The sequence below is a fragment of the Arcobacter sp. CECT 8985 genome (assembly GCF_004116495.1).
GTDB lineage: Bacteria > Campylobacterota > Campylobacteria > Campylobacterales > Arcobacteraceae > Malaciobacter.
Genome location: NZ_PDKC01000012.1, coordinates 40,829 through 65,637 on the forward strand (window position 1 = coordinate 40,829; position 24,809 = coordinate 65,637).

Genomic DNA, 24,809 nt, shown 5'->3' on the forward strand with positions numbered 1-24,809 from the left:
TTTTAAACAGTTATTTAGATAAAATATTATACTTTTCAATCAAAAGGAAATATTTGTCTGAATATTATTATGAATTAACTATAAAACCTCAAAATAATTACGAACAATTCTTAGAACTATTAACACTTCTAACTAATAATGCAATAGAAGAATCTAATGGATTATTAATTGCAAGAAGCGAAGAAAACTTAAGTGATATTGAGTTTGGTGTAAATGAATTTGCTAAAAAATTAGGAATTGAGTGCGAGACTACTTGTGAAAAAAAAGATAATCAAGATTGGATAAAAAACTATCAACAAAGTGTAAAAGCAGTTGAAGTTGGTAAGTTTTATATTCGTCCTTCTTGGGAAGAGAAAAAAGAAGGAAGTATTGATATTATAATTGATCCTGCACTATCTTTTGGTTCTGGTCATCATGAAACAACATCATCTTGTATTTTAGCAATAGAACAATTTGTAAAACAGGATTCTACAGTTTTAGATGTAGGATGTGGAAGTGGTATTTTATCAATTGCAGCAGCTAAACTTAATACAAAAGTTGATATTTGTGATACAGATGAAGTATGTATAAACGATACTAAAGAGAATTTTAAATTAAATAATGTAAACTTTAATAATAGTTGGATAGGTTCAGCTAATAATGCAAAAGAACAATATGATGTGGTTATTGCAAATATTGTTGCTGATGTATTAGTTATGATTCATAAAGATTTAAAAAAGTGCTTAAAAGACAATGGTATATTAATAGTATCAGGTATCTTAGATAAACATCTAGATAGGGTTTTAAGGAAATTTGAAGATTTAAATAAATTAGAAGTTATTCATAAAAATGAATGGGTAACAATAGTATTTTCTAAATAAATAAAGGAGTTTTATTTTATGGCTAACAAACAGCAAAATAACAATGATAATGGAAAAGGTAATAACTTTTTTAATAATAATCCATTATTAGTATTTGTTATATTTTCTATCGTAACAATATTTGCTTTTAAAGCACTATTTCCTGAAGGGGAATTAGAAGGTTCTGGTAATTCAAATATTGCAGCTTATGGAAAAACAAAGCATAAAACTGTTCCATATTCAGAATTAAAGAAGTTAATATCTAATGGAAAAATTGAATATGTAGGAATTGGTAATACTCAAATAAAAGCAGTATCAAAAAAATCTGCATCTAATACTGCAACTACTTATACATCAAGAAGAGTTGCTCCTGATAGTACATTGATTCCAATGTTAGAAAAAAATAATATTGAATATGGTGGAATAAATGAAGACAATGTATTAGCAGATATACTTTTTGGATGGGTTCTTCCTATATTTATATTCTTTGCAATTTGGATGTTTTTAGCAAGAAGAATGTCAAAATCTATGGGTGGAGGTTCAGGAGGAATTCTTGGAATTGGAAGCTCTAAAAAAATGATTAATTCTGAAAAACCAAAAGTAAAATTTGAAGATATGGCTGGTAATAAAGAAGCAAAAGAAGAAGTTCAAGAAGTTGTTGATTTCTTAAGTAATCCAGACCGATATGTAAAACTTGGAGCTCAAATACCAAAAGGTGTTTTATTAGTAGGACCTCCAGGTACAGGTAAAACACTATTAGCAAAAGCAGTTGCGGGAGAAGCAGATGTTCAATTCTTATCTGTTTCTGGTTCTGCATTTATAGAGATGTTTGTGGGTGTTGGTGCAAGTAGAGTAAGAGACCTTTTTGAACAAGCAAAAAAAGTGGCTCCTGCAATTATTTTTATTGATGAAATTGATGCAATTGGTAAAAGTAGAGCAAGTGGCGGTCCAATGGGTGGAAATGATGAAAGAGAACAAACATTAAATCAGTTATTAGCTGAAATGGATGGATTCTCAACTGAGTCTGCTCCAGTAATTGTATTAGCAGCAACAAATAGACCAGAAGTTCTAGATCCTGCATTACTTAGACCAGGAAGATTTGATAGACAAGTACTTGTTGACAAACCTGACTTTGAAGGTAGAGTTGAAATTCTAAAAGTACATATTAAAGGTGTAACTTTAGGAAAAGGTGTAGATTTAGAAGAAATTGCAAGAATGACAGCAGGATTAGCTGGGGCTGATTTAGCAAATATTATTAATGAAGCAGCATTACTTGCAGGTAGAGCAAGCAAAGATGAAGTTAATTCTGAAGACTTTAAAGAAGCAGTTGAAAGACAAATTGCAGGTTTAGAGAAAAAATCAAGAAGAATATCTCCTAAAGAAAGAAGAATTGTTGCTTATCATGAATCAGGTCATGCCTTGATTGCAGAAATTACAAAAGGTGCAAAAAAAGTTAATAAAGTTTCTATTGTGCCAAGAGGACTTGCTGCATTAGGATATACACTTAATACTCCTGAAGAGAATAAATACTTAATGCAAAAACATGAACTTATTGCAGAAGTTGATACACTTTTAGGTGGTAGAGCTGCAGAAGAAGTATTTATTGAAGAGATAAGTACAGGTGCAGGAAATGACCTTGAAAGAGCAACTGATATTATTAAATCTATGGCATCTGTTTATGGAATGAGTGATATTGCAGGACTTATGGTTTTAGAAAAAAGACAAAATCAATTCTTAGGTGGACAAACACAAAAAGATTTCTCTGATGATATGTCAAAAAGTCTTGATGATTATGTTAAAAATCTACTAAATGAAAGATATGAAATTGTAAAACAAGAATTAAGAGATAATAGTGCAGCAATTGAACAAATGACAGCTGAATTATTAGATATAGAAGTTATATCTGGACAAAGAGTAAGAGATATTATTACTGAAAATGGTGGAGTTGTATTTGAAGAAGAAGATTTACATACTGATGCATTAAATAGTGATGATGACAAAGAACAAAAAGATGTAAGTTCATCTGAATCTTCAGAAACTAAAGAAGAGCCAAAAGAAGATACAGAAAATAATAGCGAAGACGAAAATAAAAAAGAGTAGCGATGTTCTTAGATAAATATATTCTAAATGAGGGGCAAAAAGTGATTATTTCACTTTTTGCTATAGCTTTAATACTTGAATTTTTGAATTTAGAATTTTTATCTGCACTTGCATTTTTTACTTTTTTTGCAACTATTTTTATATATAGAAATAAAAAAGTAAATATTGATCAAAGTTCAATTTTAATATCTCCTATTAGTGGAGAAGTTCAAGCAATTGACTTTGATGATAAACATAAAATTATATACATAAATACTTCTCTTTTTGACAATTCAATTTTATTAGCTCCTCAAACTGGTAAAATTAAATTAGTGTGTTTAAAACGAGGAATAAATTTACCTTTAAATGATAAAAAATCAAAACTTTTAAATGAAAAATTAATATTTGAGCAAAAAGATATAAAAGTTGAACTTTTAAGTTCTACTGCAACAAATAGACTTTTTATAAATAATTTTAATAATAGTGTTAATATTGGTGAAAAAATTGGCATTTTTACTCAAGGTGAAGTAATACTATTTATAAAAAAAGAAAAAGAAATCTTTTTAAAAATTGGACAAAAAATAGAAGTTGGACAAAAACTTTTATAAATAGATACCTTTTTAATACTTTCTTGTGTTATAATCTTAATACTATATAATAAAATTAATTATAAATGAGAGAAATAGCTTATGAAAAATATTGATGATATTTTAAAATATTTAAAACAAATTACACTTTTATATGTGGAAGATGATCAAAGCACAATGGAAGAAGTAAGTTATTTTTTACAATCAAAAGTAAAAAATTTAATTACTGCAAAAAATGGTAAAGAAGCATTAGATATTTTTAAATCAAGTGATGACATTGATGTAATTATAAGTGATGTTAAAATGCCAGTTATGTCAGGATTAGAACTAGCAAAAGAGATAAAAAAAATATCAGTAGATACGCCAATATTAATTACAACTGCATTTAATGATTCAAAATTTTTATTTGAGGCAATAAATATTGGAATTGCAAATTATATTACAAAGCCAATAAATTTAAGAATTTTAGTCGAGAGTTTTTATGATGTTTCTAAATCTATAGTTTTAGAAAAAGAGAATAAAGAGATTTATAATACTTTATCTCAATATAAAGATATAGTTGATGAACGTTCAATAATAATAAAAACAGATTCAAATGGAATAATTACTTATGTAAATGAACCATTTGTAAAAATTTCAGGTTATTCAAAAGAGGAAATAATTGGTCATAATTTTAATATTATAAGACATGAAGATGTAAATAGTGAATATTTTTCAAATTTATGGCACACAATAAAAGATGAAAAAAAATTATGGCAAGGTGAGATTAAAAATCAATCAAAAGATAAAGTAACTTTTTATTTAGATACTATCATAAAGCCAATTTTAGACTTAGACGGAAATATTGTAGAGTATATATCTTTATCAACTGATATAACTGATTTAGTACAAACAAGAGAGTATTTTAAAAATCAAACACAGAAAACTGCATTAGATTTGAAAGATTCAATAAATATTTTAAGTCAATATAAAGATGCCGTTAACAAAAGTAATATAATTATTAGAGTGGATAAGAATAGAAAAATTTCACATGTAAATGATGCTTTTGTTGAAATTTTTGGTTTTTCTAAAGATGAAATTATTGGACAAGATTACTCTTTTTTGAAAAATCCCAATTTAAATGAGCAAGAGTATAAAGAATTTGTAGAAGAAGTGTTTTCTGAAAATGGAAGAAAAGGTATAATTGTAAATAAATCAAAAGATCATAGAGATATTTATTGTGATGTTTATACTTATCCTTTAAAAGATTTAGATGGTAATATTTTTGAATATATTGGAATAAGACATGATATTACTGAAATAGTTGAATTACATAAAGAATTAGAAGATACACAAAGAGAAATAATTTATAAACTTGGGGAAATCTCTGAAAGTAGAAGTCAAGAGACAGGACAACATGTAAAAAGGGTTGCAGAGTACTCAAAGCTTTTAGCAACAAAATTAGATTTAAATGAAGAAGATATAAATACTGTTTTTACAGCTTCTCCAATGCATGATATTGGAAAAATCTCTATTCCTGATGCCATACTTCATAAGCCTGGTAAACTAGATGAACAAGAGTGGGAAATCATGAAGACACATTCACAAATAGGTTATGACATATTGAAAAATTCTTCAAGAACAATTTTAAAAGCAGCAGCAGAGATTTCACATACACATCATGAAAAATGGGATGGTTCAGGCTACCCATTAGGATTAAAAGGTGAAGATATTCCTATATTTGGAAGAATTACTGCAATTGCTGATGTATTTGATGCCTTGGGAAGTGATAGAAGCTATAAAAAATCATGGCCAATTGAAAGTATATTAGAACTTTTTCATAAAGAAAGAGCAAAACATTTTGATCCAATATTAGTAGATATCTTTTTTGAAAATATTGATGAATTCTTAGAAATAAGAGAAAAATTTAAAGATTAAAAAAGTATATTTAAAAATTTGAATAAAAATGTATTATTTTTGTAATAAAGTTGTTTAATGAAAATAAGGTTTTAGTATGTTTAATAATTTAAAAAGTATAAATGATTTAATTATTTTGATTTTTCTTTCGATAATAATTTGGTTAGTTTTGGGACATTATGATGCTTTTGAAAAGTTGATGAATTTTTTAAATACACATGAGAATTATGAATTAGATGAGTTATTATTATTACTTATGATTTTTGGAGTTATTTCAATTTTTTATATCTATAGGCGTGTAAGAGAAGAAAAGATAATTAATAATCAGTTAAAAGAGCTGAATAATACTTTAAAAAAGAAAGTAAAAGAAGAGATAGATAAACAAAGAAAACAAGAGCAAATGTTAATTCAACAAAGTAAATTAGCAGCAATGGGAGAGATGATAGGTAATATTGCCCATCAATGGAGACAACCATTGAATGCCTTGGGATTAGTTATTCAAAATATTCAATTTACATATAGTATTGGTGAGTTAAATGAACAGAACTTATCTAAAAGTATAAATAAAGCAAAAATGTTGACAAATAACATGTCAAATACAATTGATGATTTTAGAAATTTTTTTAAGCCAGATAAAGAAAAAGAGATTTTTAAAGTGGATGAAACAATAAAAAAAGCAATTTATCTAATAGAAGCTACATTAGAAAAAAATAAAATTAAATTAGAGACTTCTTTTGAAAATGATTTAGAAGTATATGGTTTTGAAAATGAATTTTCACAAGGCATATTAAATATTATATCAAATGCAAAAGATGCAATAGTTGATAATAATATAATGCAAGGAAAAATAATAATCCAAAGTTTCCAAACAAAAGATAATGTAACAATACAAATAAAAGATAATGCAGGCGGAATAAAAAATGAAATAAAAGATAAGATATTTGAACCGTATTTTACCACAAAAGAAGAGGGTAAAGGTATGGGTATTGGTCTTTATATGACAAAAACTATAATAGAAAAAAACATGGAAGGCAAAATAGATATAAAAGATATTCCAAATGGCTCATGTTTTATTATAAAATTATCAAAAGTTAGTACAGATAAATAAATTCTTTTTAATCCAGTATGGATAATTTTTTTCCTATAATAAATTTTATTAAATATATTTTAAGATTAAATATGTAAAATTTCAATATGAACTGTTAAACTTTAAATACAGAAAAAAATTAAAAAAGGATAAGTTATGTCAAAAGTAGTAGAGAGTTTAAAACAAATTCAAGCTGATGCACATGCATTATATATAAAAATGCATAATTATCATTGGAATGTAAAAGGAATGGATTTCTTTCCTGTTCATAGTCATACAGAAGAGATTTATAATAGTATGTCTGTACTTTATGATGATACAGCGGAGAGAATATTACAATTAGGAGAAAAACCATATTTAACTACAAAACAGTTAGATAGTGCAACAAAAGTAGAGACTGAAACTAAAGATTCATTTAATTCAAAAGAGATTGTAGTATCTATTATTAAAGAGTATAATTATTTATTAAATGAGTTTAAACATTTAAGTAAAGTTGCTTCTGAAAATTCAGATAAAACAACTGAAACTTTTGCAGATGATAAAATTGCTAAATTTGAAAAAGATGTGTGGTTGATGTCAAATATGATTTCTTAAATTATTATTTGGTTCAAGAAAATAAAATACAATAAGATTTTAATCTTATTGTATAAAATAAAAAGGTAGAAGTCATGGCAAGATGTCCAATTACAGGTTTAGGTAGTGATGAAGCAGTTGTAAATCCAACAGTAAGTAATAAAGGTACATATAATAAAGATTGGTGGCCTAATCAGCTTAATTTAAAAATTCTTTCTTTACACAATAACAAAGTTAATCCAATGGGTGAAAATTTTGATTATGCTAAAGAGTTTGCAAAGCTTGATTATGAAGCTTTAAAAAATGATTTAACTGTTTTAATGACAGATTCACAAGAGTGGTGGCCTGCTGATTATGGTCATTATGGACCATTATTTATAAGAATGGCTTGGCATAGTGCTGGTACATATAGAATTGGTGATGGAAGAGGTGGTTCAAGTACAGGCAATCAAAGATTCGCACCTTTAAACTCTTGGCCAGATAATGCAAATTTGGATAAAGCAAGACGTCTTCTTTGGCCAATTAAACAAAAATATGGAAATAAAATTTCTTGGGCAGATTTAATGATACTTGCAGGAACTGTTGCCTTAGAATCTATGGGATTAAAAACATTTGGTTTTGCTGGTGGTAGAGTTGATATTTGGGAACCAGAAGAGGATATTTATTGGGGAAAAGAAGATGAATGGCTAGGTGATGATAGATATGATAAGAATAAACATGTCAGTGAAGATTTAGAAAATCCTCTTGCAGCTGTACAAATGGGTCTTATATATGTAAATCCAGAAGGTCCAAATGGTGAACCAAATGTTTTAGAATCTGGTAAAGATATAAGAGAAACATTTGCAAGAATGGCAATGGGTGATAAAGAAACTGTTGCTTTAGTTGCCGGTGGGCATACTTTTGGTAAATGTCATGGTGCTGGTGATGCACAAAATGTTGGGGCAGAACCAGAAGCTGAAGGATTAATTGCACAAGGTTTAGGGTGGCTGAGTAAATTTTTATCAGGTAAAGGTAATGATACTATAACAAGTGGAATTGAAGGTTCTTGGACAGCAAATCCAACACAATGGGATAATGGATATTTTGATGTTTTATTCGGATATGATTGGAATCTAGAAAAATCTCCTGCTGGAGCTTGGCAGTGGGTTCCTGTTAATCCCAAAGAAGAGCATTTAGCTCCAAGTGCCCATGATTCTTCTAAAAAAGTAAAAACTATCATGACGACAGCTGATATGGCTATGAGAATGGATCCTATTTATGGAGCAATTTCAAATAGATTTCATGAAAACCCAGAAGAGTTTGCAGATGCATTTGCAAGAGCATGGTTCAAATTAACACATAGAGATTTAGGACCAAAGAGTAGATATCTTGGACCAGAAGTACCAAAAGAAGACCTAATATGGCAAGATGTAGTACCTACTGCAGAGAATATTATAGATGAATCAGATATAAAAGTTTTAAAAGAAAAAATATTAAATTCTAATTTATCAATATCTCAACTTGTAAATACTGCATGGGCTTCTGCTTCTACATATCGAGACTCTGATAAAAGAGGTGGTGCTAATGGTGCTAGAATTAGATTGGCTCCACAAAAAGATTGGGAAGTTAATCAAGGAACACAAGAAGTTATTTCAAAACTTGAAGAGATTCAAAAAGATTTTAATTCTTCATCAACAAAACAAGTTTCAATTGCAGATTTAATTGTATTGGGTGGAAGTGCTGCTATAGAAAAAGCTGCAATAGATGCTGGAGTTAATGCAAAAGTTGATTTTATAGCAGGTAGAACAGATGCAACACAAGAACAAACACATGTGGAATCTTTTGCACATCTTGAACCTTTTGCTGATGGTTTTAGAAATTATCAAAAGCAAAAATATGCAGTTACAAGTGAAGAGCTTTTAGTAGATAAAGCTCAATTATTAGGATTAAGTGCACCACAAATGACCGTATTAGTAGGTGGTATGAGAGTATTAGGTGCTAATTATAATAATAGTTCAAAAGGTGTATTTACTAATAAACCTGGTGTATTAACAAATGATTTCTTTGTAAATCTTCTTGATATAAATAATATCTGGAGTGAAATTGACGAAGATGCACAAGAGTTCAGTTGTACAACAAATGAATCTACAGATATTAAATATACAGCAAGTAGAATAGATCTTGTGTTTGGTTCAAATTCTCAATTAAGAGCAATTGCAGAAGTTTATGCACAAGAAGGTAATCAAGAAAAATTTGTCAATGATTTTATTCATGCATGGAATAAAGTTATGAATGCTGATAGATTTGATATAAAATAAAATCTAACTATTTACAAAGAGTTTTAAACTCTTTGTAAAATATAGTATTGACTTTTTTTATAAGTTTATGATAAAATTTTTCAATCAATGTTAAATAATATAAAAATGTTGATTCAACTAATAAAAATCTCATAAAAATGGGAATGGAGAGGAAAATGAAAATATTCGATTTTTACAATAATCATTTTATAAAAAGTGTTAACACTCTTCTTCTGCTTTCTAAATCACTCTAATATATACAAATATACATAAAAAAATCACAAAATCAAACAATAGTTTTTTTCTTTATTGAAAAATAGATATAATAATTATACTTTTTAAGAGGTAAAATCATGGATAAAAATAGAATATACGTATTTGATACTACGTTAAGAGATGGGGAACAAAGTCCTGGTTGTTCAATGAACACAGAAGAGAAGATTAAGGTCGCTAGACAGTTAGAAAAATTAGGTGTTGATGTAATTGAAGCAGGATTCGCTGCAGCAAGCCCTGGAGATTTTGATGCAGTTAGTAGAATTGCTCAAGAGGTTAAAAATTCATCAATCTGTTCATTAAGTAGAGCTATTGAAAATGATATTAAACAAGCAGGTTTAGCAGTTCAAAGTGCAAATTTAAAAAGAATTCATACATTTATTGCCACTTCACCAATTCATATGAAATACAAATTAAAAATGAGTGAAGATGAAGTAATTAAAAGAGCAATTAGGGCAGTTGAATATGCAAAAACATTTGTTGATGATGTTGAATTCTCATTAGAAGATGCAGGAAGAAGTGAAATTCCTTTTATGAAAGAAGTAATGGATGCAGTAATTGGTGCTGGTGCAACAACTATTAATTTACCAGATACGGTTGGATATAGATTGCCAACTGAATTAGCTGCAATGATTAAAGAGTTAAGTGATTATGCAAATGATAGAGCAATTATTTCAGTTCATAATCATAATGATTTAGGATTAGCAACAGCAAATACTTTAGCAGCAGTTGCTAGTGGTGCTAGACAAATTGAAGTAACAATTAATGGTTTAGGTGAAAGAGCTGGAAACTCTGCATTGGAAGAAGCTGTTATGGCTATTAAAACAAGAAAAGATGCTTTTGGAGAATTATATACAAATATTAATACTCCTGAGTTATATCCAACTTCAAGATTAGTTGCAACAATTACAGGTGTTGAGCCTCAACAAAATAAAGCAATTGTTGGTAAAAATGCATTTTCTCATGAAAGTGGAATTCACCAAGATGGTGTATTAAAATATCAAGAAACATATGAAATTATGAAACCACAAGATGTTGGTGTTATAAAAGATTCAACATTAATTTTAGGTAAACATAGTGGAAGAGCAGCATTTAAGGATAAAATTTCACAATTAGGTTTTGATGAAGTTTCTCAAGAAGAATTAAATTCAGCATTTGAAAAATTTAAAGTATTAGCAGATAAGAAAAAAGATGTAACTGATGATGATGTTAGAATGTTAATCACAGATGAGTCTTTAAATCAATGTAAAACTTTTGAATTACAAGCTTTACAAATTAGTGATTGTTCAAATGGTGTTCCAACAGCAGCAGTTTCAATCAAACATAATGATGAAGTATTAACTGATGCAAATATTGGTAATGGAACAATGGATGCAATTTTTAAAACTATTGATAGATTGACTGGATATAGTGGTGAATTACAAAGTTATAATGTAACATCAGTAACTAAAGGTAAAGATGCTTTAGCAAAAGTTACAACAAGAGTTGTTTTTGATAAAACTTCTCCATCATTTGTAGGACATGGATTAAGTGTAGATACAATGTTAGCTACTGCAAAAGCTTATGTTGGTGCATTAAATTCTTATCTTTCTCAAAAAGAGAGATTGGCAACAAAACATGATCATGAAGTTTAATTTACAAGGGATAAATTCCCTTGTTGTGATAAAAATATGAAAAATAGTTTTGTTAGATTTTTTTACTTTTTAGATAATTCTTCTTTTTATATAAAATTAAAAACTTTTACAAGAAATATATTAGAAAATAGTAGGTATAGATATAAAAGATATTTTGATTTTTTTATGATATTTCTTGTGCTTAGTACAATAGGAATACTTATCTATGAAGTAAATCACTCACATTTAAAGATCTTTGATAATTATGAATATGCTGCAATAATTATTTTTATAATTGAGTGGCTTGGTAGGCTTTGGGTGTATAATGATACTAGAAAAATAGTTATTCAAGATTATGAAGAGTCTTTATTTTTAGCGACAGATTATAAAATATTGAGTTCTATAAAAAAAGCTTTTAATAAAAAACTTAAATTTATTTTTTCTCCTATGTCTATTATTGATTTACTTGCAATTCTTCCAGCTTATAGACCATTAAGAGTCCTTCGAATTTTTTTACTTTTTAGATTATTTAAAATTTTAAGATATACAAATTCATTAAAAGAGTTTTTACATATTTTTAAAGAAAGAAAATTTGAATTGTATACTTTGCTTATTTTAAGTGGAGTTGTAATTTTCTTTGGCTCTACAATTATGTTTATTTATGAAGGACCAGTTGGACAAAATCCAAATGTAAATAATTTTTTTGATGCTGTTTATTGGTCTTTAATTACTATTTCAACTGTTGGATATGGTGATATTGTTCCTATTACTCCTGAAGGAAAATTTGTTACTTTAATTTTAGTAATAAATGGTTTTTTAGTAATTGCTTTTAGTACATCAATATTAACAACTGCTCTTGCAGAAAGAATGGAGAGTATAAAACAAAATAGAATAGAAAGTGAAGTTGAAAAACTAAAAGAATTTATTGTTATTTGTGGATATAGAACTATTTCAAAAAGTTTAATTAAAAATTTAAAAAAAACAAATAAAAAAATTTTAGTAATAGATGAAAATCCAGAAAAAATCAATCAAGCAAAAGAAGATAATTATTTAGCTGTTTGTGGTGATTGTACTGATATGGATTTTCTTGAAAAAGTGGGTGTTTCAAAAAGTGCAGATACTATAATTTGTCTTTTTGAAGATGATGCTATAAATCTTTCAACTGTGCTTGGAGCAAGAACTCTTGATTCAAAAATTAAAATAATTACATTAGTTAATAACTCTGAAGTTGAAAATAAATTAACTTTAGCAGGTGCAAATTTTATTATAAATCCAAATCAAGTAAGTGCACTAGTTGCAAGTGAATATATTGGACAACCAGTTGCCTTTGATGCATTATATGGAATTTTATTAAATGAAGATATATCAGCAGAAGTAGATGAAATAGAAATAGTTGATGGCATGAAAATTATAGGTATTAATATTAATGAGATTGATTTTGACGATTATAATATTGCTTTAATTGGTGTTATGGATAGTAAGCATAATCATAAATTCATTTTTAATCCTACAAATAATAAATATATTTTGAAACAAAATGATATTTTGATTGTAATTGGTTATAAAAGTTCAATTAAAGAGTTAAAAACAAAGTTTTTTTCAAAAAAACTTCTTTTGAGGAGAGATCTTGAAAAATAGTGTAATTATATATGGATATACATCTTTGGGTTCAAAAATTGCTAAAACATTAAGACAAAAAGAGTACAAAATTATTATAGTTGATTATGAAGAGGCAAATACAAGACAAGCTATAAAAGATGGCTATGAAGCATATAATTATACACTATTAAATGATGAAGAGTTATTATCTTTGGATATACAAACACAAATTGATTCACTTTTTTGTGTTTGTAAAAGTAATAAAAATAATCTATTTGTTACTTTATCTGCAAGAAATTTAAATAAAAATTTAAAAATAATCTCTGTTGCAAAAACAAAAGCAGAATCAAAAAAACTACTAGTTGCAGGAGCAACAAAAGTCTTAAACCCAAATGATTTAGGTGCACTTAAAATATATAGAAATCTTACAAAGCCACTAATGACAAAAGTATTAGATGACATATTATTTACAAAATCTGATTTAAATATATCTCAAATATATATAAACAAAAATTCTATATTTAATCAAAAATTTTTAAAAAATATTAAAGTTCATAAGCAGTTTAATATACTTTTACTTGGTATAATGGATAAAGAGTTAGGCGACAAGTTTATTTTCAAAACAAAGGGAATAAATCATAAAATTGATGAAGGAGATATATTGGTTGTTGTAGGGAAGAACAATGATTTACAAAGGTTTAGACAATATGTAGAAGGAACTGTAAATGGCACAGTTTAACTTCTTTTTAAAACTGTTAAAAGATTCATTTAGGGATTTACTACCAATTATTGTAGTAATACTATTTTTTCAATTAGCAATTATTCAATCTGTTCCTCAAAATTGGGTATCAACAGCAATTGGATTGACAATTGTAGGAATTGGTCTTGCAATATTTTTGCAGGGTTTAGAAATAGGAATATTTCCTGTAGGAGAGGGCTTAGCAAGGGATTTCGCTAAAAGTGGCAAAGTAGCTTGGATACTATTTTTTGGGTTTTTAATAGGTTTTGGTACTACAATTGCAGAACCAGCATTAGTTGTAATTGCAGATAAAGCAGCTGCAATTTCAAGTGGAAGAATTGATTCTACAGTATTAAGGTTAGTTGTTGCAGGCTCAGTTGGTTTTGCAATTTTGCTAGGTGTATTTAGAATCATAAAAGGCCATGCAATTCACTATTATATTATAGTTGGATACCTTTTAGTTGTAGGTGTTACTTTTTTTGCACCAAAAGAGATAATTGGTCTTGCCTATGATTTAGGTGGTGTTACAACTTCAACAGTTACAGTTCCTTTAGTTGCAGCACTTGGAATAGGTTTAGCAACTTCAATAAAAGGAAGAAATCCAGTAATTGATGGATTTGGACTTATTGCTTTTGCTTCTTTAACACCTATGATTTTTGTGCAGATATATGGAATTGCTGTATATAATTTAGTTGATGCAAAAGATGTAGCAACTATTGCAGTTGATGCTACTGTATCAAATGTTGCAGAGATTAATTTGATGAGAATAGTAAATGGAATTGCATCTGTGACAAAAGATGTTATTCCAATTTTAGCAATTATTTTATTTTTCCAATATATTGTATTAAGAAAGAGTATTTCTAATATAAAAACAGTATTTTTAGGTTTTATTTTAGTAATTATTGGACTTTATGCTTTTATTTTAGGTCTAGAGATGGGTCTTTTTTCTCTTGGAGAATCGATGGCTTATCAATTAACAAAAAAAGAGTCTATTTTTGTTGTTTATGCATTTGCATTTGCAATTGGATTTTCTACAACAATGGCAGAACCAGCACTTATGGCCATTGCAAAAAAAGCTAAAGAGATTAGTGATGGAAAAATAAATGATTTTGCTTTAAGATTATTTGTTGCACTTGGAGTTGCAATTGGTATTGCACTTGGAGCATTTAGAATAGTTGATGGTGGGCATATTCACTATTATATTATTGTGGGGTATATTGTTGTAATAATATTAACTTTTATTGCACCAAAATATATAATTCCAGTTGCATATGATAGTGGTGGAGTTACAACTTCAACAGTTACAGTTCCTTTAGTTGCAGCACTTGGTATTGGACTTGCTACAAATATAGAAGGAAGAAGTCCTTTAATTGATGGATTTGGACTTATTGCATTTGCTTCGCTTTTTCCTATGATTACAGTTATGCTATATGGTATTATAATTGAAAAACTTGGAGTTAAATCTGATACTGAAATTGAAGCTGCAAATATCTTAAAAGATGCTCTTATAGATGCTGAAAATATGGATTTAGCAACTGTAAATATTGATGGAAGTGATAGAAGACACTCTTTATCAATGGATTTTAGTGCTGTTGTAATTATTGTACCTTTAGATAAAAAATTTGATGCAATAGAAGCTGCTAGTAAAGCAGGAGCAACAGGAGTAACTGTTTTAAAAGCTGAAGGTATTGGAATTAGTGAAATGACAAATTTATATAGAACATCAAAAGAAGCAAATGATGTATTGTTACTGTTTTTATTACCAACAGGAATGATAAATCAAGTAATAAAATCTATAATTCACTCTTTACATATTACAACATTTGGTAAAGGTGTTGCATTTGCATTTCCTTTAACACATATGAAGGGTATTAGTCTTACAAGACATGATATATATACTTATAGAAAAAAACAAGATGAAAATAAGAAAAAGCAAGAAAATGAAAAATATGATGAAAATAGTTTCAATGAAAGATTGGAAAAAGAGTTAAATGCAAGAAGTAAAGACACTTGATTTATTAATCTCTAAAATCAATACAGGTGATCCTGTATTGATCTATTTTAGTTCTCAAACTTGTTCAGTTTGTAATATATTAAAACCAAAGATTGAAAGCATTGTTCACAAAGAGTTTCCAAAAATGGAAATATTAGAAGTTAAAGCTGATTTATATAAACAAATAGCAAGCCATTTTACGGTATTTTCTATACCTAGTATATTGGTTTTCTTTGACAAAAAAGAGTTTAAACGATATGGACGAAATATAAGTATTGATTTATTTGTTGAAGAGATAAAAAGAGTATATAAGTTATTTTATATGGATTAAAAAATGAAAAAAGCAATAATGATTATATTTGCATTGTTTATTGTTGTTCAATTTATAAGACCAACAAGACAAAATGCAAAAGTGGTAGAAAATTTACAATTAAAAGCAAAACCTGAAGTTATGAAAGTTCTAAAAACTTCTTGTTATGATTGTCATTCTGATCAAACTGTGTGGCCTTGGTACTCTCAAATTGCACCATTTTCTTGGACAATTGCAAGTCATGTTGAAGATGGAAGAGCTTCACTTAATTTTAGTAAATGGGAATCTTATGATGAAAATAAAAAGAAAAAAGAGTTAAAATCAATTTATAAAAAAGTATATGCAGCTATGCCTCTTAGTAGTTATACTTGGATTCATAAAGATGCAAAATTAACTAAAGAACAAATAAAGATGATTAGAGATTGGACAGGAGTGAGAAGATAAATTGAGAGAAGAAGTTCAAGAGTTATTAAATGATAAAAAAACATTATTAACAAAAACATATTTTAAACTTCAAAAAATTTTTGAAGAGAAGTATGGTAAAAATACTATAATTCTTATGGAAATAGGTACTTTTTTTGAAGTTTATGAAGTAAATAATGAAGAAGAACAAATAGGTAAAGCAAAAGAGATTGCTGAACTATTAAATATTCAATTAACAAGAAAAAATAAATCAATTTTAGAAAACTCACAAGAAAACCCTATAATGGCAGGTGTTCCTGCTATTTCATTTGATAAGCATTTATCTAGAATAATCAATGAACAAAAATATACAGTAGTTGTAATAAGACAAAAAGGTCTTCCTCCAAAAGTATCAAGATATTTAGATACAGTAATAAGTCCAGGAACTAACTTTGATTTTGTAGTTGATCAAGATGAAAATAATATTACTTCACTTGTGGTTGATCAAGTAAAAGGAATATATTTAGTAGGATATAGTGCAATTGATGTTACAACAGGTAAGTGTTACTATAATGAAGTTCATGGTACAAGTGAAGACAAATTTTATGCACTTGATGAGATATTTAATTATATGAATATGCACAAAACCAATGAAATTGTTGTAACTTATGCAGATAAAAATATAAATCAAAAAGAAGTACTTGATTATTTAGAATTAAGTCTAAAGACATTTCATATAGGTTCTTTTAGACCAAAAATAACTTATCAAAATGAATTATTTAAAAATGTTTTTAATATAGAATCTCTTTTAACTTCAATAGAACATCTTGATATGGAAAGAGTACCTTTAAGTACTGAAGCATTAGCTATTTTAATTGATTTTGTAATAGGGCATGATTCAAATATTGTTCAAAAACTATCTCTTCCTGTAAAACTTGATATCTCTAAATATATCTATTTAGGAAATAATGCACTTGAACAGTTAAATATAATAGAAACTTCACACAATCCAAGTTTAATAAAGCTTATAAATAATACTTCAACAGCAATGGGGAAAAGACTTTTAAAAGAGAGACTAACACATCCAGTTAAAGATAAAAAAGAGATAGTAAGAAGATTTAATTTATCAGAAAAACTATTTGATTATCATACTCCCATTGAAAATGAATTAGCAAATATTTATGATATTGAAAGATTAACAAGAAGAATAAAATTGAATAGACTTCATCCTTTTGAATTGAATTATTTATATGATTCACTTCTTAGTATAAAAGAAGTAGTTAAATTTATGGAAAATTATAAATTTTTCACTCCTCCTTGTAGCTCTTCAGAGTTACAACTTTTTATTGATTCTATTGATTCTACTTTTGATTTAAATATTTGTGGGAAATTTATGTTAAAAGATGTAGATTCAAATATGGTTTGTGAGGGCATAAATGTTCAAATTGATGAACTTACAAATGAAAATAGAAAACTTTTTTCTAAACTTGAGTTATTAAAAGAGCATATTTTATCATATTTAAAAAGTGATGATAAAAATCAAGTTGCTATAAATAGACTTGATAAAGAAGGTTTTTATTTAGCTTTAACTAAAAATAGATTTAATTTAGTAAAAGATGAGCTTTTAAATTCTCATATAATAATTGAAGATGATTTACTTTTGTTTAAAGATTTTAAAATAAAAGTACAAACAACTAATGTAAAAATATCTTGTAGCTTAACAGATACAGTTTCAGATAAATATGTACATAATTTAAGAAAAATAGTTGAATTAAATAAATTGGTATTTAAAGATAAACTACTTGAGTTTGAGAAAAAGTTTGCACAACTGTTAGAAGAATTAGTTCAATTTATCGCTGAGGTTGATTTAACAGTTTCAAATATAAAAACAGCAAAAAAATATAATTACTCTTGTCCTAAAATAGTAAAAACAAATGAAGATGAGAATTTTTTAGAATTAATTGATTTGAGACATCCTATTATTGAAGCAAATGAAGAACAAGGTATTTATGTACCAAATGATGTGATTATGGGACAATTAAATTATGCATCAAAAGAGTATAAAGATAATGTAATTATTAAAAACTCAAATCCTTTAAATATAAAAGATAATAAAATGAATGGAGTTTTACTTTATGGAATAAACTCTTCAGGAAAATCATCTTTAATGAAATCAATTGGAATTGCAGTTATTTTAGCTCAAGCAGGATTTTATGTACCTTGTAAATCTATGAGATTTTCTATATTTGATGCAGTTTATACAAGAATTAGTGGTGCTGATAATATTGCAAAAGGATTATCATCATTTGCTGTTGAAATGCTTGAATTAAAAAATATATTTAATAGAGCTACAAAAAAATCATTGATTTTAGGTGATGAAATCTCTCATAGTACAGAAACTATGAGTGGATTGAGTATTGTTGCAAGTGCTATTTTAAAACTAGCAAAACTTGAAGCTATTTTTGTATTTGCTACACATTTACATCAATTACCTGAAATAAAAGAGATTGAACAACTAAGAAATATTATCTCCTTGCACTTATCTGTGATGTATGAAGATAAAGAAGATAAACTTATTTTTGATAGAAAATTAGCTTATGGAAGTGGATCTTCAATGTATGGATTAGAGTATGCTAAGTCTTTACATATGGATAAAGAGTTTTTAAATGTAGCAAATGATATAAGAAAAAGAATAACAGATGATTATGACAAAATAGAAAGACTAACACAAAGAAAAACTTCAAAATATAATAAAGATGTATTTGCAAGTACTTGTATTATTTGTGGTAAACCTTGTGACGATATTCACCATATAAAAGAACAATCAAAAGCAGATGAAGAAGGTTTTATAGGTCATATGAATGCAAATCACAAATATAATCTAGTTCCATTGTGTAAACATCACCATAAATTAGTGCATGAAGGTAAAATAAATATAAATGGATTTATAGCAACATCAAATGGATTAGAACTTCACTATACAATGATAGAAGAGTAATAATTTTTACTCTTCTATCTCTTTTAATCTTAAAGCTAAAATAACTCCAATAAGTCCAACAATTGATAATAAAAAGATAATTCCATTTAATCCAATTATATGGCTAAGTACTCCAATAAACCCACTAAAAAGTAAGATTATTCCTATTAAAGTATTACTTACTGCAACATAGTCAGTTCTTTTATTTCCTTCTGCTAAATCCACTAAATATGTTTTTCTTCCTACTCTAATACCTTGGTAACCAATACTTAAAATAAAATATATAATTGGCATAATCCAAATAATTGAAAAAAGTTCTTTATAAAAAAAGCCTATAAATGAGACAATAAAACCAACCGTTGTTGCAATAGTTGATCCTATAATCATAACTTTTTTACTTGAAATATCAGAGAATTTACCCCAAAAATTTGCAGATAAAAGATCTGCTAATCCACTTGAAAGTATAAATAGACCTAAAAGATAATTACTTGAATTACTGTGATGTTGAGCTATAACTACAAAAAAAGGTGCAGATAAAACTGAACAAAGGAATAAAGCTCTTGTTATAACAAAAAGTCTAAAAGGTTTATCTGTTTTTAAAATAGCTAGTTTTGAAATTGCAACTGCAAAGGCATTTCCTCCACCATCTGTTTCTCCTGGGTACTCTTTTATTTGAGCATAAAAAATAGAAGCTAAAATCCAAAAAAATCCTGCAATAGATAATAAAACTCCAAAGTTCTCAGGTGAAAAAGGTTTTTTTTCATTTAATAAAAAGTAAACTCCTAAAACTACAACAAGTAATCCTGCAAGCATAGCTGATAAGCCATTTAAAGCTCCACGCCTTGTTTTTGGAATAGTTTTTCCCACTACATCTTTTGCAGCAACTGAACATAAACCACGTGATAAACTCATACCAATAAGTAAAGTAATAATTGCAATTCCTGCACTTAAACCTTGCATATTTAAAGCTACTATTGCTATGCCAAACATACATAAAGCTTGTAAAAAAGTTCCCAAAGACCAAATCCATTTTCTAATAGGAAGTTTTCTTATATATGCAGCAATAAATAGTTGGGGAAGTAAAGAACCTGATTCTTTTATTGGAACTAAAAAACTAATAAGAAATACTGGAACATTTAAACTATGCATCAACCAGGGTAAAATTACTTTTGCATTTGCAACTGAATCTGCTAATTTGTTAAAAAAATAACTAATAATAGTAAGAAAAAAATTACCAGGAACTACTTTACAAGCTTTCTCATCAATTGCTTTACAAACTCTTGCATCTTCTTCATTTGCAATTTTTGAATATAAATTATTTATCTTTTTTTTCAAGTTTTTTTTCTTTTGTTTTTAAAATATTTCTTATCATAAGAATAATAAATAAAAAAGCAATAGCTAAATTAATATAAAAGCCTAGCATATTATTGTCATTATAAAAAGTATAAGACAAGGCTAAAAATATTAAAGCTATTACTAAACACATATTATAAAAGTTTAAAAGCTTCTTCTAAATCAATAGTACCTTCATAAAAAGCTTTTCCTATAATTACACCAGCGACATTTCCATTATTTTTACAGTTAACAATGTCAGAAATATCTTTTACTCCTCCACTTGCGATTGTGTCAATACCACTTGAAAGAGCAATACTTTCAGTAAATTCTACATTTACACCACAAAGCATTCCATCTTTTGAAATATCTGTACAAATAATAGCTTCAACTCCAGCACTTGCAAAATCTTTTGCTAATTTTGTTGCTTTCATATTTGATACTTCTGCCCAGCCTTCAACTGCAACCATTCCATCTTTTGCATCAATTCCAACTGCAATTGGATAACGAGCAGCCATATCTTTTACAAATTGAGGATCTTTTACTGCAATTGAACCTAAAATTAGTCTATCAACTCCAAGTTCAACATACATTTTGATAGTCTCTTCATCTCTAATTCCACCACCAAGTTCTATTTTTAAATTACAGTTTTCTCTAATTTTTTTAATTTGTTCTAAATTTGCAGGTTTTCCTGCAAATGCTCCATTTAAATCAACAATATGAACCCATTTACTACCAAGTTCTTCAAATCTTTTTGCTACTTGCCATGGTTCATCTGAATAGATTTTTGCACTATCCATTAACCCTTTACTAAGTCTTACAGCTTTTCCATCTTTTAAATCAATCGCTGGTAATATATCCATAAAAATTCTTTTCTCCCTTTTTTAAACTAAACTATCTACAGTTTCTTGAATATTATTATACTTAAATTTAAAACCTAAATCTAATAATTTTTGAGGAACAGCTTCTTGTCCATCAGTTAATACTTTGGCACCTTCACTAAATATTAATTTTAATACAAATTCAGGTACTGGAAAAATTGTTGGTCTATTTAATGCTTTACCTAAAGCTTTTGTAAGACCATAATTTGTAGTAGGTTGGGGTGCTGTTAAATTGAATGTATCTTCGATACAATTTTCAATAACAAATTTGTAAGCATTTAATAAATCTTCAATATGAATATAAGAAAATGCTTGTTTACCACTTCCTATTACTCCACCAACGCCCATTTTAAATGGTAGTATCATTTTACTCAAAGCTCCACCATCTTTTCCTAACACAATACCAAATCTAAATATTGATACTTTTGTATTGGCTCTTTTTGCTTCATTCTCCCAATTTTGACAAAGGTTTGATAAAAAGTCATTTGAGTATTGGCCATTTTCATCATATCTTTGTTCATTATCATAAATACCAACTGCAGAAGTAGATATTAATAGTTTAGGTTTTTTTTCTGAATTATTAATTGCTTCTACAACTTTTCTAGTTGTATCTATTCTACTTGAGTAAAGAAGTTTTTTATACTCTTGAGACCATCTATTAATTATGTTTGCACCTGCTAGATTTATTATTATATCACTTGATGAAACAATTTCTTGAAGTTTGTCTTTATCTTTTAAAAACTCTCTTTTTATAGCAACTACTTTATACTCCAAATTTTCAAAATATTTCTTAAGTGAAGTACCTACAAACCCGCTTGCTCCCGTTATTGCTATAGTTTTCATAATAAACTCCTTTATTTTATATGCATAAAGTTTTGAAGAATTTTTAATCCATTGTCATGTGATTTTTCAGGGTGTGGTTGGAAACCATATATATTGTTTTTATTAACAGCACTTGCAAACTCATAACCATAAATGGTTTTACCTATTATATTTTCCTCTTTTGTTACTGCATGGTATGAGTGAACAAAATAAAGGTAAGGATTTTTTAATCCTTCAAATAGTTTGTGCTTTTTATTTTCTATAGTGTTCCATCCCATATGTGGAATTTTGAAATTTTCAGTCATTTTAGATTTATCAAATTTTACAATATCCCCTTCAATAAGTCCTAAACCTTTAGTTTTTCCAAACTCTTCTGAGCTATCAAATAAAAGTTGCATTCCAAGACAGATTCCTATCATTGGGTTACCACTTTTTGAGTATTGCAAAATTGCTTCTTTCATCCCTGTTTTATTTAAATGTTCCATAGCATCTGCAAAAGCTCCCACTCCTGGCAATATGATTCTATCAAACTGTTTTAATTTCTCAGGGTCCTTAACAAAAGATGCTTTTGTATCTAAAAGACTACAAGCATTGTAAACGCTTGCTAAATTCCCCATATTATAATCAATAATTCCTATCATTTTATACCCTCTAAATAAAACTGATTATACTAAATTTTTGCATCAGCTAGGGTTAAAGAAAAAAGAACTTGATTATTTTTTTCTTCTAAAACTTTTTTACCTTCTAATATTGTAGCACCTGTTGTAATTAAATCATCACATAAAATTGTTGTTTTATCATGAATATTTGCTAATTTAAATTTTCTTGGATTATTTTGTCTAAATTTTAAATCTTTACCTGCATATTTGACTCTATTTTGAGCTTGTAATAAATTGGGTATTGTTTTTATTGTATTTGATTTTAAATGTTTTGTGAGTATTGAAGTATGAGAAAAACCATGTTTAGTATGATCATCTATTGCAATTGCATAAATTTGTTTATGAAAAATAAAATTTTGTGCAAATTTTTTAAATGATAATTTTGCAAGAATATTAAAAACTCTATCTCCAAAAAAATAGTATTTTGAGTTTATTAAGTCTTCTATATCACTTAATGCATAAAAAGAGTAATTAAAAAAGTTTCTTTCAATCTCTCTTTTATGAAAAGAAGGTTGTAAATATTTTTTCTGACAACTTTTACAAATAATATTAAAAGATAGTTTTTGGCAAGATAAACAACGCATATAAAATAATACTATAAATTATTTTAAATAATACAATATTATTAAATCTTTCTTTTTAGCCTTAATAAATATTAAATAATATATGATAATAAAAAGGAGTTTTTATGAAAATGAAATTATTGGCTAGCATATTCTTATTATTTGCTTTTGTATCGGCAAATGCATATGAGTTAAATGGTGATTTAAGGGTTCAATGGACAGGATATAAAACTGAAAAGAAAGTTGGTGTTTCAGGGTCATTTAAAGATGTTAAACTTGAAATAAAAAGTAGTGATGATTTTTCTAAATTCTTAAAAAGTGCAAATGTAAAAATCAATACTCTTTCTTTAGATTCAGGTTTAGAAGTTAGAAATAAAAGTATGGTATCTACTCTTTTTTCTTTAAAAAGTGCAGAAGAGATTACTGCTTCAATTATCGAAGTTGATGCAGATACAAATAATTTAGTATTACAAGTTACGATGAATGGTGTAACAAATGATGTATCAATGCAATATATGATAAAAGATAGTAAAGTTATGGCAAAGGGTGAAATTGATATATTAGATTATCATATGAGTGAACCATTTGCAAAATTTGCAAAAGAGTGTTTTGATTTACATAAAGGTAAAACTTTTTCAGAGGTTACAATAGCTTTTGAATTACCTTTTAAAAAATAAAAAATAACAAGTAGATATTTTTCTACTTGTAGTTTTCATAATTAAAATATAAAATAAGGTTTTTTGTGTATTTATTAAAGTTAATTATACTTATATTATTTTTTTCTATTTACTCTTATAGTGATGAACAATTTCATTATTTGAAATTTGAAAACACAGATAAAGATAATGCAATATTAAAAGTAGAAAAGAAAAATAAACTTTATGAATATGTTATAAAATATAAGTTTGAAAAACATGGTTATATAAATGATAATGATGCAAATATTAATTTTTATGATAGAAATAATGAAGATAAGCAAAGTTTGATTTTTGCAAATAGCATATATATAAATGATAATATATGGATGGATTTTAATTTTAATTATGAAAATTCTCTAAAAAAAAGTATTGATGACTCAATGGGTTTACTTTCAGAAAATAAAATCTATGAAAAACAATCTTTAGTTAAATTCTATTTTAAACCTAATTCTATACTAACTACAAATTTAAGTTTTGAGAGTAAAAATAGAAACTCAGATTTAGATTTAAATACATCTAGATATAAAAATATTATATTGGACGATACAAATAAAATAAGTTTTAATACACACCTAAGATTAGATTTTATAGATATTTATACAAAAGTATAT

21 protein-coding genes are annotated in these 24,809 nt (G+C 27.1%); 16 read left to right on the forward strand and 5 right to left on the reverse strand.

Translation table 11 applies throughout. The features are described 5' to 3' along the window. Positions 1 to 53 precede the first annotated feature (53 nt). The 14 genes from CRU93_RS06995 (at position 54) to CRU93_RS07060 (ending at position 19,264) form a co-directional block, all read left to right on the forward strand. On the forward strand, positions 54 to 860 hold the full coding sequence (locus CRU93_RS06995; RefSeq protein ID WP_129103475.1) for a 50S ribosomal protein L11 methyltransferase: 807 nt from the start codon (positions 54 to 56) through the stop codon (positions 858 to 860). Positions 861 to 878: 18 nt separating this feature from the next. Continuing rightward, positions 879 to 2,939, forward strand: a complete 2,061-nt coding sequence (ftsH, locus tag CRU93_RS07000; RefSeq protein ID WP_129103476.1) for an ATP-dependent zinc metalloprotease FtsH — start codon at positions 879 to 881, stop codon at positions 2,937 to 2,939. Between the two features lie 2 nt (positions 2,940 to 2,941). After that, complete coding sequence (locus tag CRU93_RS07005; RefSeq protein ID WP_129103477.1) at positions 2,942 to 3,526, forward strand: phosphatidylserine decarboxylase; 585 nt, start codon at positions 2,942 to 2,944, stop codon at positions 3,524 to 3,526. A gap of 81 nt (positions 3,527 to 3,607) precedes the next feature. After that, on the forward strand, positions 3,608 to 5,422 hold the full coding sequence (locus CRU93_RS07010) for an HD domain-containing phosphohydrolase (RefSeq protein ID WP_129103478.1): 1,815 nt from the start codon (positions 3,608 to 3,610) through the stop codon (positions 5,420 to 5,422). 76 nt (positions 5,423 to 5,498) lie between these two features. Beyond that, complete coding sequence (locus CRU93_RS07015; protein WP_129103479.1) at positions 5,499 to 6,509, forward strand: sensor histidine kinase; 1,011 nt, start codon at positions 5,499 to 5,501, stop codon at positions 6,507 to 6,509. A gap of 135 nt (positions 6,510 to 6,644) precedes the next feature. Further along, entirely contained in the window at positions 6,645 to 7,082 is a 438-nt protein-coding gene (locus CRU93_RS07020; protein ID WP_129103480.1) for a DNA starvation/stationary phase protection protein, read from the forward strand. A gap of 74 nt (positions 7,083 to 7,156) precedes the next feature. After that, a complete protein-coding gene (katG, locus tag CRU93_RS07025; protein ID WP_129103481.1) occupies positions 7,157 to 9,358 on the forward strand; it encodes a catalase/peroxidase HPI in 2,202 nt (733 codons plus the stop codon). Positions 9,359 to 9,690: 332 nt separating this feature from the next. Beyond that, complete coding sequence (locus CRU93_RS07030) at positions 9,691 to 11,244, forward strand: 2-isopropylmalate synthase (RefSeq protein ID WP_129103482.1); 1,554 nt, start codon at positions 9,691 to 9,693, stop codon at positions 11,242 to 11,244. Between the two features lie 36 nt (positions 11,245 to 11,280). Continuing rightward, positions 11,281 to 12,861 carry a potassium channel protein gene (locus tag CRU93_RS07035; RefSeq protein WP_129103483.1) on the forward strand — a complete coding sequence of 527 codons (1,581 nt, stop codon included), beginning with the start codon at positions 11,281 to 11,283 and terminating at the stop codon, positions 12,859 to 12,861. After that, positions 12,851 to 13,561, forward strand: a complete 711-nt coding sequence (locus tag CRU93_RS07040; protein WP_129103484.1) for a TrkA family potassium uptake protein — start codon at positions 12,851 to 12,853, stop codon at positions 13,559 to 13,561. Before CRU93_RS07035 ends, CRU93_RS07040 begins: the two co-directional genes overlap by 11 nt. Further along, on the forward strand, positions 13,548 to 15,575 hold the full coding sequence (locus CRU93_RS07045; RefSeq protein WP_129103485.1) for a DUF1538 family protein: 2,028 nt from the start codon (positions 13,548 to 13,550) through the stop codon (positions 15,573 to 15,575). Before CRU93_RS07040 ends, CRU93_RS07045 begins: the two co-directional genes overlap by 14 nt. Continuing rightward, on the forward strand, positions 15,553 to 15,885 hold the full coding sequence (locus tag CRU93_RS07050) for a co-chaperone YbbN (protein WP_129103486.1): 333 nt from the start codon (positions 15,553 to 15,555) through the stop codon (positions 15,883 to 15,885). Before CRU93_RS07045 ends, CRU93_RS07050 begins: the two co-directional genes overlap by 23 nt. A 3-nt stretch (positions 15,886 to 15,888) precedes the next feature. Next, positions 15,889 to 16,308, forward strand: a complete 420-nt coding sequence (locus CRU93_RS07055; RefSeq protein ID WP_129103487.1) for a heme-binding domain-containing protein — start codon at positions 15,889 to 15,891, stop codon at positions 16,306 to 16,308. A gap of 1 nt (position 16,309) precedes the next feature. Next, positions 16,310 to 19,264, forward strand: a complete 2,955-nt coding sequence (locus tag CRU93_RS07060; protein WP_129103488.1) for a DNA mismatch repair protein — start codon at positions 16,310 to 16,312, stop codon at positions 19,262 to 19,264. 6 nt (positions 19,265 to 19,270) lie between these two features. Here the strand turns inward: CRU93_RS07060 and CRU93_RS07065 are convergent, their stop codons facing one another. From CRU93_RS07065 to CRU93_RS07085, 5 genes are all read right to left on the reverse strand, one after another. After that, a complete protein-coding gene (locus CRU93_RS07065) occupies positions 19,271 to 20,578 on the reverse strand; it encodes an MFS transporter (RefSeq protein WP_129103489.1) in 1,308 nt (435 codons plus the stop codon). A 152-nt stretch (positions 20,579 to 20,730) separates the two neighbouring features. Further along, positions 20,731 to 21,438 (reverse strand): 1-(5-phosphoribosyl)-5-[(5-phosphoribosylamino)methylideneamino]imidazole-4-carboxamide isomerase, encoded by a 708-nt coding sequence (hisA, locus tag CRU93_RS07070; RefSeq protein ID WP_129103490.1) that lies wholly within the window; start codon positions 21,436 to 21,438, stop codon positions 20,731 to 20,733. Between the two features lie 21 nt (positions 21,439 to 21,459). Further along, positions 21,460 to 22,299, reverse strand: coding sequence for a TIGR01777 family oxidoreductase (locus tag CRU93_RS07075; RefSeq protein ID WP_129103491.1), 840 nt, complete (start codon positions 22,297 to 22,299; stop codon positions 21,460 to 21,462). 11 nt (positions 22,300 to 22,310) lie between these two features. Continuing rightward, a complete protein-coding gene (gene hisH / locus CRU93_RS07080) occupies positions 22,311 to 22,919 on the reverse strand; it encodes an imidazole glycerol phosphate synthase subunit HisH (RefSeq protein WP_129103492.1) in 609 nt (202 codons plus the stop codon). Positions 22,920 to 22,948: 29 nt separating this feature from the next. After that, positions 22,949 to 23,521, reverse strand: coding sequence for a ComF family protein (locus CRU93_RS07085; RefSeq protein WP_129103493.1), 573 nt, complete (start codon positions 23,519 to 23,521; stop codon positions 22,949 to 22,951). Between the two features lie 104 nt (positions 23,522 to 23,625). Between CRU93_RS07085 and CRU93_RS07090 the strand changes: the two genes are divergently transcribed. Next, the gene (locus CRU93_RS07090) at positions 23,626 to 24,177 is read left to right on the forward strand and encodes a YceI family protein (RefSeq protein WP_129103494.1); all 552 of its coding nucleotides are present in this window, start codon (positions 23,626 to 23,628) and stop codon (positions 24,175 to 24,177) included. 65 nt (positions 24,178 to 24,242) lie between these two features. After that, a partial coding sequence (locus CRU93_RS07095; RefSeq protein WP_164967643.1) for a hypothetical protein occupies positions 24,243 to 24,809 on the forward strand: 567 nt, incomplete at its 3' end.